This is a genomic window from Corynebacterium sp. HMSC14H10, from assembly GCF_001807105.1.
GTDB lineage: Bacteria > Actinomycetota > Actinomycetes > Mycobacteriales > Mycobacteriaceae > Corynebacterium > Corynebacterium jeikeium_D.
In genome coordinates, this window is sequence record NZ_KV787410.1 from 110,958 (window position 1) to 125,462 (window position 14,505).

At 60.5% G+C, this 14,505-nt stretch carries 12 protein-coding genes; all 12 read right to left on the reverse strand.

From position 1 onward, the window contains the following. Positions 1–317: 317 nt before the first annotated feature. On the reverse strand, positions 318–1,757 hold the full coding sequence (argH, locus tag HMPREF3135_RS01855; protein WP_070437609.1) for an argininosuccinate lyase: 1,440 nt from the start codon (positions 1,755–1,757) through the stop codon (positions 318–320). Positions 1,758–1,802: 45 nt separating this feature from the next. After that, positions 1,803–3,002, reverse strand: a complete 1,200-nt coding sequence (locus tag HMPREF3135_RS01860; RefSeq protein WP_016422894.1) for an argininosuccinate synthase — start codon at positions 3,000–3,002, stop codon at positions 1,803–1,805. Positions 3,003–3,051: 49 nt separating this feature from the next. After that, complete coding sequence (locus HMPREF3135_RS01865) at positions 3,052–3,534, reverse strand: arginine repressor (protein ID WP_070437612.1); 483 nt, start codon at positions 3,532–3,534, stop codon at positions 3,052–3,054. 4 nt (positions 3,535–3,538) lie between these two features. Beyond that, positions 3,539–4,480 carry an ornithine carbamoyltransferase gene (gene argF / locus HMPREF3135_RS11255; protein WP_038625624.1) on the reverse strand — a complete coding sequence of 314 codons (942 nt, stop codon included), beginning with the start codon at positions 4,478–4,480 and terminating at the stop codon, positions 3,539–3,541. A 6-nt stretch (positions 4,481–4,486) separates the two neighbouring features. Beyond that, on the reverse strand, positions 4,487–5,692 hold the full coding sequence (locus HMPREF3135_RS11260; RefSeq protein WP_070437616.1) for an acetylornithine transaminase: 1,206 nt from the start codon (positions 5,690–5,692) through the stop codon (positions 4,487–4,489). 56 nt (positions 5,693–5,748) lie between these two features. Continuing rightward, positions 5,749–6,642: an acetylglutamate kinase gene (argB, locus tag HMPREF3135_RS01880; RefSeq protein WP_049193940.1), complete on the reverse strand. Its 894-nt coding sequence runs from the start codon at positions 6,640–6,642 to the stop codon at positions 5,749–5,751. 21 nt (positions 6,643–6,663) lie between these two features. Beyond that, the gene (gene argJ, locus HMPREF3135_RS01885; protein ID WP_005511724.1) at positions 6,664–7,872 is read right to left on the reverse strand and encodes a bifunctional glutamate N-acetyltransferase/amino-acid acetyltransferase ArgJ; all 1,209 of its coding nucleotides are present in this window, start codon (positions 7,870–7,872) and stop codon (positions 6,664–6,666) included. Then, a complete protein-coding gene (gene argC, locus HMPREF3135_RS01890) occupies positions 7,869–8,909 on the reverse strand; it encodes an N-acetyl-gamma-glutamyl-phosphate reductase (protein WP_070437771.1) in 1,041 nt (346 codons plus the stop codon). Before argC ends, argJ begins: the two co-directional genes overlap by 4 nt. Positions 8,910–9,058: 149 nt before the next feature. Next, positions 9,059–9,898: a trypsin-like serine protease gene (locus HMPREF3135_RS01895; protein WP_070437617.1), complete on the reverse strand. Its 840-nt coding sequence runs from the start codon at positions 9,896–9,898 to the stop codon at positions 9,059–9,061. A gap of 27 nt (positions 9,899–9,925) precedes the next feature. Beyond that, positions 9,926–12,418, reverse strand: coding sequence for a phenylalanine--tRNA ligase subunit beta (gene pheT, locus HMPREF3135_RS01900; RefSeq protein ID WP_070437620.1), 2,493 nt, complete (start codon positions 12,416–12,418; stop codon positions 9,926–9,928). A gap of 32 nt (positions 12,419–12,450) precedes the next feature. Next, positions 12,451–13,500 carry a phenylalanine--tRNA ligase subunit alpha gene (gene pheS / locus HMPREF3135_RS01905; RefSeq protein WP_049170371.1) on the reverse strand — a complete coding sequence of 350 codons (1,050 nt, stop codon included), beginning with the start codon at positions 13,498–13,500 and terminating at the stop codon, positions 12,451–12,453. Positions 13,501–13,598: 98 nt separating this feature from the next. Then, a complete protein-coding gene (locus HMPREF3135_RS01910) occupies positions 13,599–14,429 on the reverse strand; it encodes a TrmH family RNA methyltransferase (RefSeq protein ID WP_016422903.1) in 831 nt (276 codons plus the stop codon). Positions 14,430–14,505: the final 76 nt, after the last annotated feature.

The following is a 14,505-nucleotide window of genomic DNA, read 5'->3' on the forward strand; positions in this document are numbered from 1 at the left end:
TGTCTGCGTTTATGGCTGGCGACGGCGTGCCAACGCGAGTTAGTGACTGCGTTTATGACAAAAATGGTCCGAAAAATGGCTTGAAAGTGTCATAAACTTACACAGTTTCACATTTGCAGCCCGTATTCGCACGTGGAGCCCGTAATTTTTCGGGTGGCCAGTTATCGGGTTGATAGTTACCGGGTCATCAGTTGTCGGGTTGCTGGTTTTTCTCCTCCCCCCCCCGGGCTGTAAAAAATCGGCGTGCGGTCGATTGACCGCACACCGATTAATTAGCTGCGTTAGCTGGGCTAGCAGGTTTGCTAGCTCTAGCAGCTTTAGCCGCGAACCGGCTTTTCAGCCCACTGCTTCAGCTCGGTATTCTTCTCGTCAACGCGAGCGAGCTGCTCTGCAACACGGACACCCGCGGTGCCGCCGCGAGTATCGCGGGAAGCGACAGCGCCGTCAATAGTAAGCACTTCACGGACCTTCGGAGTCAGTGCCGGGTGGACACCGGCGAGGTCCTCGTCGGAAAGCTCGTCCAGACCGATACTGCCCTTGGACTCTGCGATGCGGACACACTGGCCGGATGCCTCGTGAGCGTCGCGGAACGGTACGCCCTCGCGGACCAGCCACTCAGCCAAGTCCGTGGCCAGGGTGTAGCCAGCCGGAGCGAGCTCGCGCAGACGGTCTTCGTGGAAGGTCAGCGTTGCCACTAGACCGGTCAAAGCCGGAAGCAGTAGGGTTAGCTGCTCGACCGAGTCCACCAGAGGCTCCTTGTCCTCCTGGAGGTCGCGGTTGTAGGCCAGCGGCTGAGCCTTCAGCGTGGCCATGAGCCCTGCAAGATTACCGATCAGGCGACCGGTCTTACCGCGGGTCAGCTCTGCCACGTCCGGGTTCTTCTTCTGCGGCATGATGGAGGATCCAGTCGACCAGGCATCAGCCAGAGTGACGTAGCCGTACTCAGGGGTGGCCCAGTAGATGATTTCCTCTGCCAGGCGAGACATGTCCACGGCAATCTGGGCGAAGACGAATGCCGCCTCAGAGGCGAAGTCACGCGAAGAAGTGCCGTCAATGGAGTTGTCCGTGGCAGAGTCGAAGCCGAGCTCCTCCGCGATGGCTTCCGGATCCAAGTGCAGCGAGGACCCTGCGAGCGCACCAGAACCGTACGGGGACACAGCCAGTCGACGGTCGAGATCGCGGATGCGGTCCAGATCGCGCAGCAGCGGATGCGCGTGAGCCAGCAACTGGTGGGCCAGCAATACCGGCTGCGCTGCCTGGGAGTGGGTCTTGCCCGGCATGATGGCATCCGGATGTGCCTTGGACTGAGCCACCAGGGCGGCAACCAGGTCAGTGACATCCAGTGCAACGCCGCGCACGGCATCGCGCAGCCACATGCGGAACAGAGTTGCCACCTGGTCATTGCGGGAACGACCAGCGCGCAGGCGACCGCCGACCTCCGGGCCGACGCGATCAATCAGACCGCGCTCCATGGCACCGTGGACGTCCTCATCTGTCGGCTCCGGACCAAATTCGCCGGAGGCAACGTCGCGACCGAGCTGATCAAGGCCTTCGATCATGGTGTCAAAGTCGGCATCGCTGAGCAGCCCACGGGCATGCAGCACTCGGGCGTGGGCCTTGGACGCAAGAACGTCGTAAGGCGCGAGCACCCAGTCAAAATGGGTGGACTTGCTCAATGCGGCCATCGCCTCGGACGGGCCACCGGCAAAGCGGCCGCCCCACAGGGAGCCTTCGTTGGTACCGTGCTTTTCGACCATTGTCTTTTCCAATAGGCCTTTCGCTCTAGTCGCTCTGGAGAATCTTTACAGTTTGAAGTCGCGCTTTGCGGCCATCTTCGAGGACAGGCCGTGCAGCTCGACAAAACCGCGAGCCAGGGTCTGGTCGAAGGTGTCGCCCTCGTCGTAGGTAGCCAGGTTGAAGTCGTACAGCGAGGTGTTCGAACGACGACCGTTGACGTTGCAGTGACCTGCGTGCATGACCATGCGGATGTCACCGGAAACGCCCTTCTGGGACTCCTCGATGAAGGCATCCAGCGCGCGCTTCAGCGGCGAGAACCACAGGCCGTCGTAGACCAGGTTGGCCCACTCGCCCTCGACCTGGCGCTTGTAACGAGCCAGCTCACGCTCAACGGTGACGTCCTCGAGCGCTGCGTGTGCGGTCATGATGGCAATTGCGCCCGGAGCCTCGTAAATCTCGCGGGACTTAATGCCGACCAGGCGGTCTTCAACCATGTCCAGACGACCGATGCCCTGAGCACCAGCGCGGCGGTTCATCTCTTCGATGGCCTCAAGCACGGAAACCTTCTTGCCGTCGATGGCAGTCGGCTTACCGTCCTCGAAGGAGATGATGACCTCGTCCGGGGAGCTGAAGTTCAGGGTCGGATCCTCGGTGTACGCGTAGACATCCTTGGTTGGTGCGTTCCACAGGTCCTCCAGGTAGCCGGTCTCAATGGCACGACCGAAGAGGTTCTGGTCAATGGAGAACGGAGAGGACTTGGACTGCTCAATTGGCAGACCCTTTTCCTCAGCGAAGGCGATGGCCTTATCGCGGGTCCACGCGAAGTCACGAGCCGGAGCGATGATCTTCAGATCCGGTGCGGTGTTGGCGAAACCGACCTCGAAACGGACCTGGTCATTGCCCTTACCGGTGCAACCGTGAGCAACGTGGGTGCCACCGAACTCCTCTGCCGCCTTCGCCATGTGCTTAACAATCAGCGGGCGCGACAGTGCAGAAACCAGCGGGTACTGCTTCATGTAGAGACCATTGGCCTTAATGGTCGGCAGGCAGTACTCCTCGGCGAACTCGTCCTTGGCGTCGACAACGACAGCTTCGACAGCGCCGGCGTCCAGAGCGCGCTGACGCACGGACTCCATGTCCTCGCCGCCCTGTCCGACATCGATAGAAACTGCGACGACCTCGCCGTCCGTCATTTCCTTGAGGTACGGAATAGCAACGGTGGTATCGAGGCCACCAGAGTAAGCAAGAATAACCCGGTTGGTCATAGGGTAAGCGCTCCTTTAATCGGTGCTTTAAAGCATTTCGTGAAATAGTTTACTGGTTCGTTCCGGCGGCTAGACGCTGGGCTAGGTCAGCGCCGGAAAGTGGTTCTCTAGCCAGGCACATTACGGTGTCATCTCCCGCAATTGTGCCAACGATTTCTTTGAGTCCCGCACGGTCAATCACACTGGCTAGATACTGTGCGGCTCCCGGTGGTGTACGCACAACCGCGATGGTGCCCGAATGATCAATGGAGACCAGCAGCTCGTCTAAAACGCGCCGCATCCTGGCCACTGCCCCGCTGGAGACAACGAGTGCATCTTCGACGATGGAATAACGCGAACCGTTGACTCCGTCGCGAATCTTTCGGGCGCCCAGCTCATCGAGGTCTCTGGACAACGTCGCCTGCGCAATCTCAATGCCTTCGTCGGCAAGCAGCTCGACGAGCTGAACCTGACTGGACACGTGATGCTGCGCCAACAGGTCAGCGATGCGCGTCTGCCGAGCTGTGCGAGAACCTGGTTGTGCTGCGGTCATGACCTTACTGCCTCTCCACCAGCCAGGTCAGCAACGCCTTCTGAGCGTGCATGCGGTTTTCCGCCTCGTCAAAGACTACCGACTGCGGGCCATCGATGACCTCGGCAGTAACTTCGTTGCCGCGGTATGCCGGCAGGCAGTGCAGGAAGATGGCATCCTCATTTGCCTTCGCCATCAGCTCAGCGTTGACCTGGTACGGCAGAAACGGAGTGCGACGATCCAGGCCGTCGTTCTCCTGCCCCATGCTGACCCAGGTATCGGTGATGACAACGTCGGCACCGGCAATGGCCTCATCGACGTCTGCGGTTACGGCCACGGCCGCACCGGTCTGCTCCGCGACCTTCTTGGCGCGGTCGACGTAGACCTGCTCCGGCTGGAAGTTCTCCGGTGCACAGATGGTGACGTCCAGCCCTGCGGTGGCGAAGCCTACTAGGTAGGAGTTGGCCATGTTGTTGGCACCATCGCCAAAGTAGACAGCCTTCTTGCCACGCAGTCCCGCCTGGCCTTCTTCCGGGCATTTGTGCTCGATGATGGTCTGCAGGTCAGCGAGAATCTGGCACGGGTGGAACTCGTCGGAAAGCGCGTTGACAATCGGCACCGTCGCGGTCTCAGACATGGCCTCCAGCCCTGACTGTGCGTAGGTACGCCAGACGATTGCCGAGACAAAGCGGCTGAGCACAGCAGCGGTGTCCTGGTAGGTTTCGCCCTTGCCCATCTGCGAGTTACCGGTTTCGACCACAATCGCGTTGCCGCCCAGAGCTGCGATACCAGCGTCGAAGGAGAAACGGGTACGAGTCGACGTCTTGTCGAACAGCACCGCAACCGACTGTGGCCCCTCAAACGGCCGTCGGGAGTACGGCGCTGCCTTCAGCTCTGCAGCCAACTGAAGCACCTCAGCCTGCTCCTGTGGAGTCAGGTCATCATCGGCGAGAAAATGACGGAGCATCAGTTTCTAATTCCTTCCTTTGTTGGCGACAGCCTCAGCGGCGTCGTTCAGGCAGGCATCAATCAACTCGACGGCACGGTTGACTTCCTCATCACTGAGGTTCAGCGGCGGCACGATACGCAGCACATTCGCCTGCGGAGCGTTCAGAATGACACCACGCTCATAACCTGCGTTAACCGCTTCCTTCGCCAGGTTCTCGCACAGCACCAGTCCAAGCATGAAACCGCGACCACGCACGTGATCGACATGGCTTAACGACGCAAGCTTGCGAGCCAGGACCTTGCCCTTCTCAGTGACTCGGTTGAGCAGCTTTTCCTCTTCCAGCGTCTCGATGACGGCCAGGCCGGCAGCGGCACAGACCGGATTGCCACCAAAGGTGGTGCCGTGCGCACCAGGAGTGAACAGTTCCGCTGCGCGGCCGTTAGCGATGACAGCACCCAGCGGCAGGCCGCCGCCGAGCCCCTTCGCCAGGGTCATAACGTCCGGCACAATGCCATCGTGCTGGTGGGCAAACCACTGGCCGGTACGGCCAATGCCGGTCTGTACTTCGTCGACAATCATGAGGACGTCGAATCGCTTGGTCAGTTCGCGGACGGCAGCGAGGTACCCCTCTGGCGGTGCGACCACGCCGGTCTCACCCTGAATTGGTTCCAGAATCACCGCAGCGACACCCAACGGATCGGATTCGATGGTCTTGGTGAGGAAGTCAATGTCACCGTAGGGCACGAACTCGACTCCACCCGGCATCGGTTCGAACGGGGTGCGCTTGTCCGGCTGACCGGGCATGGCAAGTGCGCCCATGGTACGGCCGTGGAACCCGTGGTGGGTAGCGATAATGCGATTGCGCCCCGTCAACCGCGCCAGCTTGAACGCGGCCTCATTGGCCTCGGTGCCGGAATTGCAGAACATAATCCGGGTGTCATCAGTGTCCCAGCCAGTGAGCTCAATGAGCTTCTCGCCCAGTGCCAACGGTGGCTCAGAGGCGAAGATGTTGGACACGTGCCCCATCGTGGAAATCTGCTTGGACACAGCTTCCACGATGGCCGGATGTGCGTGACCCAACGCGTTGACTGCAATACCGGCGAGCAGGTCCAGGTATTCCTTGCCCTCGGAATCCGTGACAATAGCGCCCTTACCCTGCACAAGCTCAATGCGCGGCGTGCCGTAATTGTTCATCATCGTGTGTTGCCACTGCTGCTTGAAGTCGCTCATGTCGTCTTTCGACCTGCCTAACGTGTGTAGCTAAATTCTTGTCAGTCTTTTCTGCGTTATCCGGGCTCTACCATTGTGCCGATACCGCCGGAAGTCATCAGCTCCAGCAGCACCGAGTGTGGCTGGCGGCCGTCGATAACGTGGGCTGCAGGCACTCCCCGATCTACTGCGTTCAAGCAGGACTCCATCTTCGGAATCATTCCGGAATCCAGCGTCGGAAGGATTTCTCGCAGATGCGAAGTGGAAATCTTCGACACCAGCGAATCGCGGTTCGGCCAATCCGTGTAGAGACCCTCGACATTAGTCAGAATCACCAAACGGTTCGCGTTAATTGCCGATGCCAGTGCGCCTGCTGCCGTGTCGGCGTTGATGTTGTAGACCTCTTTGCCATCAGCGGACGGCGCGATCGTGGAAACCACCGGAATACGTCCGGCATCAATCAGGTCCAATAGCGTTTCCGAGTGCACCTCGGTGATATTGCCAACCAGCCCGATATCTGTCTCCTTGCCACCGACATTTACCGTGCGTCGGGTACCAGTGAACAGGCCGCCATCCTCACCAGAGGTACCCACTGCATAGGGGCCGTAGGCGTTGATGAGGTTCACCAGTTCGCGGCCGACCTGCCCGAAGAGCACCATGCGGACAATTTCCATGACCTCCGGAGTCGTGACACGGAAACCGCCTCGGAACTCTCCTTCCAGCCCCAGGCGCTTGAGCATCGACGAAATCTGGGGGCCTCCACCGTGGACAACCACCGGCTTCACACCCACGGTGCGCAGGAAAACCATGTCCTGCGCGAAGGCTTTCTTCAGTTTCAGGTCGGTCATCGCGTTACCGCCGTACTTGACCACCACAATCTTGTCGCGGTGGTGCTGCAGCCACGGCAGTGCTTCCGCCAGCACATGTGCCCGCTGTTCGAAGGACAGCCCTTCGGTCAACTGGTGAACCATTGCAGAGTCTCCTCAAAACCTTTACGACGAATATGCCGAGTTGATGTGAACGTAGTCGTGGGAAAGGTCAGTCGTACGAATCGTGGCCTCTTCCGGATTACCAGTACCGAGGTCAACCTCAACGGCGATGTCCTTGCCGGAGAGATCCACTTCACGGGCATCTGGCGTGCCACCGGTATCGCGACAGACTACATGACCGTTGAAGGAAACAGTGATGTGCTCCGGATCCATATCCACCGGTGCAGTGCCGACAGCCGCCAGCACACGACCCCAGTTCGGGTCCGAACCGAACATCGCACACTTGAAGAGGTTGTCGCGGCCGATAATTCGAGCAGCTACCAGAGCATCTTCCGCGCCACCGGTGCCACGCACGGTCACGGACACACGCTTGGTCACGCCTTCGGCGTCCGACTGCATCTGGCGTGCAATGGAATCACACACGCTGAGCACTGCCTGGTCGAGCTCCTCCTGCGAGGGCTTCACGCCAGAGGCACCGTTGGCCAAAATGATGACGGTGTCATTGGTGGATGTGGAGCCATCAATATCTAGGCGGTTAAACGTAACCTCGCTCGCCTTGGCAATTGCCTCGTGCGCCATTTCTGCGCTTACCGACGCATCCGTCGTAATCACACCGAGCATCGTGGCCATCGACGGGCTAATCATGCCAACACCCTTGCCCATAGCGCCGACAGTGAATCCGTCACCATGCGCAACGGCCTGCTTTGCCACCAAGTCAGTGGTCAAGATGGCTTCTGCTGCAGCCGTACCTGCGGCGGCATCGCTGCCCAGATTCTCACAAAGCTTCGGCACACCTGCCAGAACAATGTCCATCGGCAGCCGGTCACCAATCAAGCCGGTGGAGCAGGTACCAATCTCGGTAACATCGACGCCGAGCTCATCTGCGACCTTCTGGCAGACTTCGAGGGCGTCGGCAATACCCGGCTGACCATTGCAGGCATTGGCGTTGCCCGAGTTCAGCACCACAGCGGACAGCTTGCCGTCAGCGATGTGCTTCTTGGATACCGTCACCGGCGCAGCCTGGACACGGTTGGTAGTAAAGACAGCCGCGGCAGTCTTCTCCGGCCCCTGGTTTACGATGAGCGCCATGTCCGGGTTTCCGCTGACCTTGATGCCTGCAATGACACCACTGGCCGCGAACCCCTGAGGTGCACATACGCCGCCTTCGTCACCAGCGACGTTGACGAGACCTTCTTTTTCTTCCTTCATCATGGGGCAACTCCTACCAGGGGAAGTCCTGCAGTTTCATTCTGTCCAGTAACCAAATTCATGCACTGAACTGCGGCACCACCGGTGCCCTTTGTCAGATTGTCGATCGCCGAGGTCAGCACCAGACGCTTGGCGCGTTCATCTACCTCAACCTGAATCTGAACCAAGTTAGAGCCAATTATCGACTGCGTCTGAGGCTGCAGCCCTTCGGCCAACACCTGCACAAACGGCTCATCCTTGTAGAACTCGAGGTAGGCCTCCCGTGTGACTGCCTCCGTCACCCCGTCGACAAGCGGAGCGGTGATGGTGGTGAGAATGCCGCGTGACGTTGGGGCGAGCACCGGTGTGAAGCTGACGGTGAGATCCTCTGCGTACGGCTTGAGGTTTTGCAGGAATTCTGCGGTGTGGCGGTGCTTGCCCGCAGTGTTGTAGGCGCGGAGATTGCCCATGACCTCGGACCCGAGCAGGGGCACAGCTGCCTTCTTGCCCGCACCAGAGGTACCGGTGATAGAAACAACGGACAGATCCGGCTTGACCAGGCACTTTGCAACTGCCGGCAGTGCCGTAATGGTACCGCCAGTGGGGAAACAACCCGGCACAGCAATGCGCTTGGAAGCAGCGACTACTTCCCTGTTGCCCGGCAGCTCTGGAATACCGTAAGTCCAGGTACCGGCGTGCTCCGAGCCGTAGTAGTGCTCCCACTCAGCGGCATCCTGCAGGCGGAAATCCGCGCCGCAGTCAATAATCACCGTGTCATCGCCCAACTGCTCTGCAATCGCAGCCGAATGACCGTGGGGCAGACCGAGGAACACCACGTCATGCCCGGCGAGTGTGTCACCATTAGTCGGCTCAATACGACGGTCAGCCAAAGGTGCCACATGAGGCATAATGTCGCCCACACGGGCACCCGCGTTGGATGCTCCCGTTAGTGCGCCGATGGTCAGTTCGCCGGAAAGATACGCCGGGTGCGACAACAGGAGGCGGAGGATCTCTCCTCCTGCGTAACCGGTCGCACCGGCAATGGCAACGGAAATACTCATGCCAAACATTCAACACTTTTATTCACTGCGTTGCAAGATATTCATAGAATTCGTTACCAAAGCGCTGGAATTCTACCGATGTGACTGGAGTGAATTATGAATATAACGCCGTCATCGGTACATACATCGCGTTCGCCGAGCACGGCAGATTACTCAACGAACGCGACGCTTGGCTCCTGACTCATCACGCCATCTGCCCACTGCGCCACCGATGACGTCGTGGTGTAGAGATAGTAACCTGACTCCTCCGGTGCGACGCTGCCATCAAAAGCCACCGCGCCCGAGAACACCGCCGCTAGCTGGCCGTCGATAAAAAGCGGTCCGCCCGAATCGCCTACCTGCAACGCCGCGGGGCGCTCCATGCGCGCCAACACCGAGTCTTCCCGCACGCACTGTTGATACTTCACCGGACACATCGAAGCGGTGACGGTCGCCGACGGCAGCGTGCCATCCGCAACATCGCCGAGCAGCGATCGCCCATAGACCGTGCCTGCCGTTTCTTGCTCCGAAAACGCTTGACGACGTTCCATTGCGGGATACCCCGGAAGAGCTGCGTCGCCCGCAAGGTGAACAAGCGCTACGTCACCGGTGGGCGCAATTTCCCAGCTATCGATAGGAACACGGTGGGAATCCTGACCGAAACCGACCTCTACTTCCCCAGCCTGCTGCGGGACATCACGCACGCAGTGGGCGGCGGTCATTACCCACTGCGGGGCGATTGCAGTTCCCGTGCAAAAGTTTCCGGTATGGGGACTGGTCTGGACCATGATTGACACCACGGAGTCCGCCGCCACACTAGGCGCAGCAGCCTCCCCGCCAACCAGCGCAGCCGCACTCGGCGCGCCGGTGAGCAACAGACCTGCCGTGACAGCAGCTGCAGCCACAGTCGCCGCAGGCTTCGCGCTGCTCACCGCGCGCACTCCAACGCGCTGCTCTCGTGCCTCTGCGCTATTCAGCCTGTTGCCGCGGTGCCGCAAGATGCCAATCATGGGTATCTCTCCCTGTGGTCTCCCCTTTTAGCCACGCAGCTGAGCGCCGTGACGGGTAGTGGCCAGCTCAATGGCCGCCTCGCGAGCCGCGGAAGCTTCCTCTTCCTTCAGCGTACGGTCCGGTGCGCGGAAACGCAGGGAGTACGCCAGTGAACGAACGCCTTCGCCCATCTGCTCGGAACGGTAAACATCGAAGATACGAATGGATTCGAGGAGCTCACCAGCACCCTCCACCAGAGTCTTCTCCACCTCTGCGGCGGAGACCTCATCGCTGACAACAAGCGCGACGTCCTGGTGGACAGCCGGGAACGGGCTGAGTACCGGCGCCGGCAGGTGCTCCGTCACTGGCAGTGCATCGAGATTAATCTCCATCGCGCAGGTGCGCTCCGGCAGACCAGCGTCCTTGCACACCTTCGGGTGCAGCTCACCGGCGTGGCCGACGACCTCGCCGTCGACAAGCAGCTCAGCGCAGCGGCCCGGGTGCCACGGCAGCACCTCAGCGTTACGGATCTCCAGCTCGACGTTGGCAGCGCGGGCAACAATGCGCGCGGCTTCGATGGCGTCGGCGACGGTGTACGCGGCCTCGTCACCCCACGGGCTATCCAGGCGGATACGACCGCAGGCGACAGTGGCGACGTGCAGCGGCTGCTCCGGCAGCGACTCCAGCAGCTCGGCGCGCTCGGCCTCGCTCGGCAGACCCGCGGTAGACGGCATCGGCGAGACACCGTTACCGCGCTCGATGGATACCTGCTCCACACCGTAGAGCGACAGGTCGACCTGGCCGCGAGCAACATTGCGCTTCAGCGATTCAAGCATGGACGGCAGCAGAGTCGTGCCCAGCTGAGCGTGGTCGGACTCCAACGGGTTGATGACCTTGACGGTGTTACGACGCGGGTCATCAGCGTCCAGGCCCCAGACGTCGAAGACATCGTTGGCAATGAACGGTGTCGGCAGAATCTCCAGGTAGCCATTGTGAGCCAGCGCGTGGCCGACGAAGCGGCGACGCAGCTGACGCTCGGTCAGACCGCGACCGGCCGGGGCGATTGGGAGGATAACCGGAATGTCTTCCAGGCCCTCCAGACGTAGGATCTCCTCAACCAGGTCAGCGGACATGGTCAGGTCCGAGCGCCAGGTTGGCGGAGTGACAGCCAGGCGGTCACCGTTGTCGACGACCTCGCAACCGACCTCGCGCAGGCGTCCAATGACGGTCTCACGCGGGTAATCAACGCCCGCAACTTCGCTGGCGCGGTTGACAGCAAAGTCAATAGTCGGCATGGTGGCAACCTCACCGAGCAGGGTGCGACCAGTGTCGATAGTGCCGCCGGCGATGTCAGCGAGCAGCTGGCAGGCCAGATCCAGAGCCGGCTCGACCAGAGCGGTGTCCACGCCGCGCTCGAAACGTCGTGAAGCCTCGGAGCTCAGCTTGTGGCGGCGACCACTGCGGAAGACATGCAGCGGCGACCAGTTGGCGGCCTCGAAGACCACATCGGTGGTGTCGTCGGCGATCTCGGAGGTGAGACCACCCATGATGCCGGCCAGCGACTGAATACCATTGTCGTCGCAGATGACAACGTCTGCCGGGTCGAGCTTGCGGTCCACGTGGTCGAGGGTGGTCAGAGTCTCGCCGGCCTTAGCGTTGCGGATGTGCAGGCCACCAGCGATCTTGGAACCGTCGAAAGCGTGCATCGGCTGACCGAGCAGTAGCATCACATAGTTGGTGACGTCCGTGGCCACGTTGACCGGACGCTGACCAGCCAGCAGCAGGCGGCGACGCATCCACCACGGGGTCTCGGCGTTCGGGTCGATGCCGGTGACTCGGCGCAGACCAAAGCGGCGGGTGTCGGTGTCCTCGTCGATAGTGACGTTCAGGACCTCACCTTCGACCGGCAGCTCGTTGACCTTGGCTGGATCGGCGAAGTCGAGGTTGAAGGCGGAGCAGATCTCGCGGCCCAGACCGCGGGCCGACAGCGCGTAACCGCGGTCCGGGGTGATGTTGACCTCGAACTTCTCGTCATCGAGACCGATGAATTCCTTGGCGCACGAACCCAGCTCAGCTGGGGCCGACGGCAGCGTCAGAATACCGGCGGAGGAATCGGTCATACCCAGCTCAGCTTCGGAGCAGAGCATGCCGTTGGAAATCTTGCCGTAAGTCTTCCGTGCGGAAATCTCGAACCCACCCGGCAGCACGCAGCCCGGCAGTGCGACGATAACAATGGAGCCCTCTTCAAAGTTGCGGGCACCACAGATGATCTCCTGCAGCTCGCCGGTGCCATTGACATCACCGACATTGACCTGACAGAAGCGAATTGGCTTCTTAAAGCCCTCGAGCTCCTCAATGTGGTCGACGCGACCGAAAACCAGCGGCCCCTCGACCTTCTCCAGCGGCTCGTGCCCCTCGGTTTCAAAACCAACGCGGACAAAGCCCTCATCCAACTCGTCCGGGGTAACGGACCAGTCCGGGTTGATGGTGTTCTCTGGGCCGCGAACGATTTCAGTGACCCACGACTGTGGAATGAACATGTAAGTAAAACTCCTATCTGTAGGTCAGTGAATTAGCCGCGGATACCGAACGGCTGCGTGAAGCGGACGTCGCCTTCGACCATGTCGCGCATGTCGGTCAGGCCGTTGCGGAACTGCAGGGTGCGCTCCAGGCCCATGCCGAACGCGAAGCCCGAGTACACCTCCGGGTCAATACCGGAGGCACGCAGCACGTTCGGGTTGACCATGCCGCAGCCACCCCACTCGATCCAGCCTGCGCCGCCCTTCTTATTCGGGAACCAGACGTCAACCTCAGCGGACGGCTCAGTGAACGGGAAGTAGTTGGTGCGCATGCGGGTCTTGGTCTCCGGACCGAACAGCGCCTTTGCCATGTGATCCAGCGTGCCGCGCAGGTGCCCCATGGTCAGCCCCTTGTCCACAGCGAGTCCCTCCACCTGGTGGAAGACCGGGGTGTGGGTGGCGTCGAGCTCATCGGTGCGGAAGGTACGGCCCGGGCAGATAACGTAAATCGGCAGGTCACGTGACTGCAGAGTGCGAACCTGGACCGGCGAGGTGTGCGTACGCAGCACCTGCTTGGATCCTTCCGGCGCAATGTGGAAAGTATCCTGCAGAGTACGAGCCGGGTGATCCGGCAGGAAGTTCAGCGCGTCAAAGTTGAAGTACTCGGCTTCGACCTCTGGGCCCTCGGCGATTTCCCAGCCCATGCCCACGAAGATGTCACCAATCTGCTCGGACAGGATGGTAATTGGGTGCATACCGCCACGCTGACTCTGCGTGGTGTCCACCGACACGTCGATACGCTCCGCGACCAGGCGACGCGCGTTTTCCTCTTCCTCCAGCACTGCAAGACGCTCAGCATAGTGCTTTTCGACGGCTCCGCGAACAACATTTACGCGACGACCAGCATCCTTGCGCTCAGCCTTCGGAATGGAGCCCAGCGCGCGGCGAGCCTGCGGAATGTAGCCTTCATCCCCCAAGTGCTCACGGCGGGCGGCAGAAAGCTCATCCAGGTTGCCGGCAGCATCAAAGGCACCCGTGGCCTTCTGCGCAGCCGCCTGGAGGGCTTCCTCGGAAAGATCGATAGGATTTGGCGAATCGCTCACGTGTCAACCACTTCTATATAGGACTATCAGTTCTTGTGATGGAACAATCATAGTCGAGGATAACTGCACACGTGCATGCACCTCACCATCGAGGTTTCCTACTTACCCCGAACCGTCTCCCACAGGCACATGGCCGCTGCGGTGGCGAGGTTCAACGACTCTGCCTCGCCCTTAATCGGGATGGACACACTTGCCCCCGCCGAGGCCGTAATCTCCTCCGACAGGCCATGGGCTTCGTTGCCGAAAAGCCAGGCGACGGGACCGTCGGGAAGCGCATCAACGCCGAGCGTGAGAGCGCCATCCATCGCCGTGGCGAGGGTGGTAAAGCCCGCTTCCCTGACTTTCTCCATAACGACATCAATATCGCGCTCGCGTGCGACAGGGGTATGAAAAACAGAACCTGCCGACGAACGCACGGCCTTAGAATTCAACGGGTCAACCGAATCGCCAGCAAGGATAACCGCACCAGCTCCGAGAGCATCAGTCATACGCACAATCGTGCCGACATTACCCGGGTCATTGCACTCCACCGGAATCACCAGACAGCCGGACTGCTTTCCAACCTCAATGGCCTCTTCCAACGAAATGGACACCGCACCTGTGTCGCAGACAGCGAAGAGTCCGGTGGTGGTGACAGTTTCACTTAAAGAGCGGGCGGCGGCGGCGTCGATAAGCGAAACAGACTTACGCTGCGTCCCCGATTCGAGATACCCCGTGAGCAGCTCGCGGAACTGCTCGGCGGCGGCAGCGGTGACGAAAATTTCTACGACAGCCTCTGCGCGGATAGCCGCATCGACGGAATTGAAGCCCTCGATGAGGAAGCGCCCGGCCTTCTTCCGCTTGGCCGCACGGTGGAGCTGAATAGCCGCCGAGACTCGCGGGGTGCGAGGAGTAAACGGCTCGTCGTTGAAGTACAGCGCAGAGTTCATAGTGATTAATCCTAGTGATGCGGCTCGGGATTCATAACCGCCAGCAGGCCAGTGCGGATACGAAAAACCACCGTCG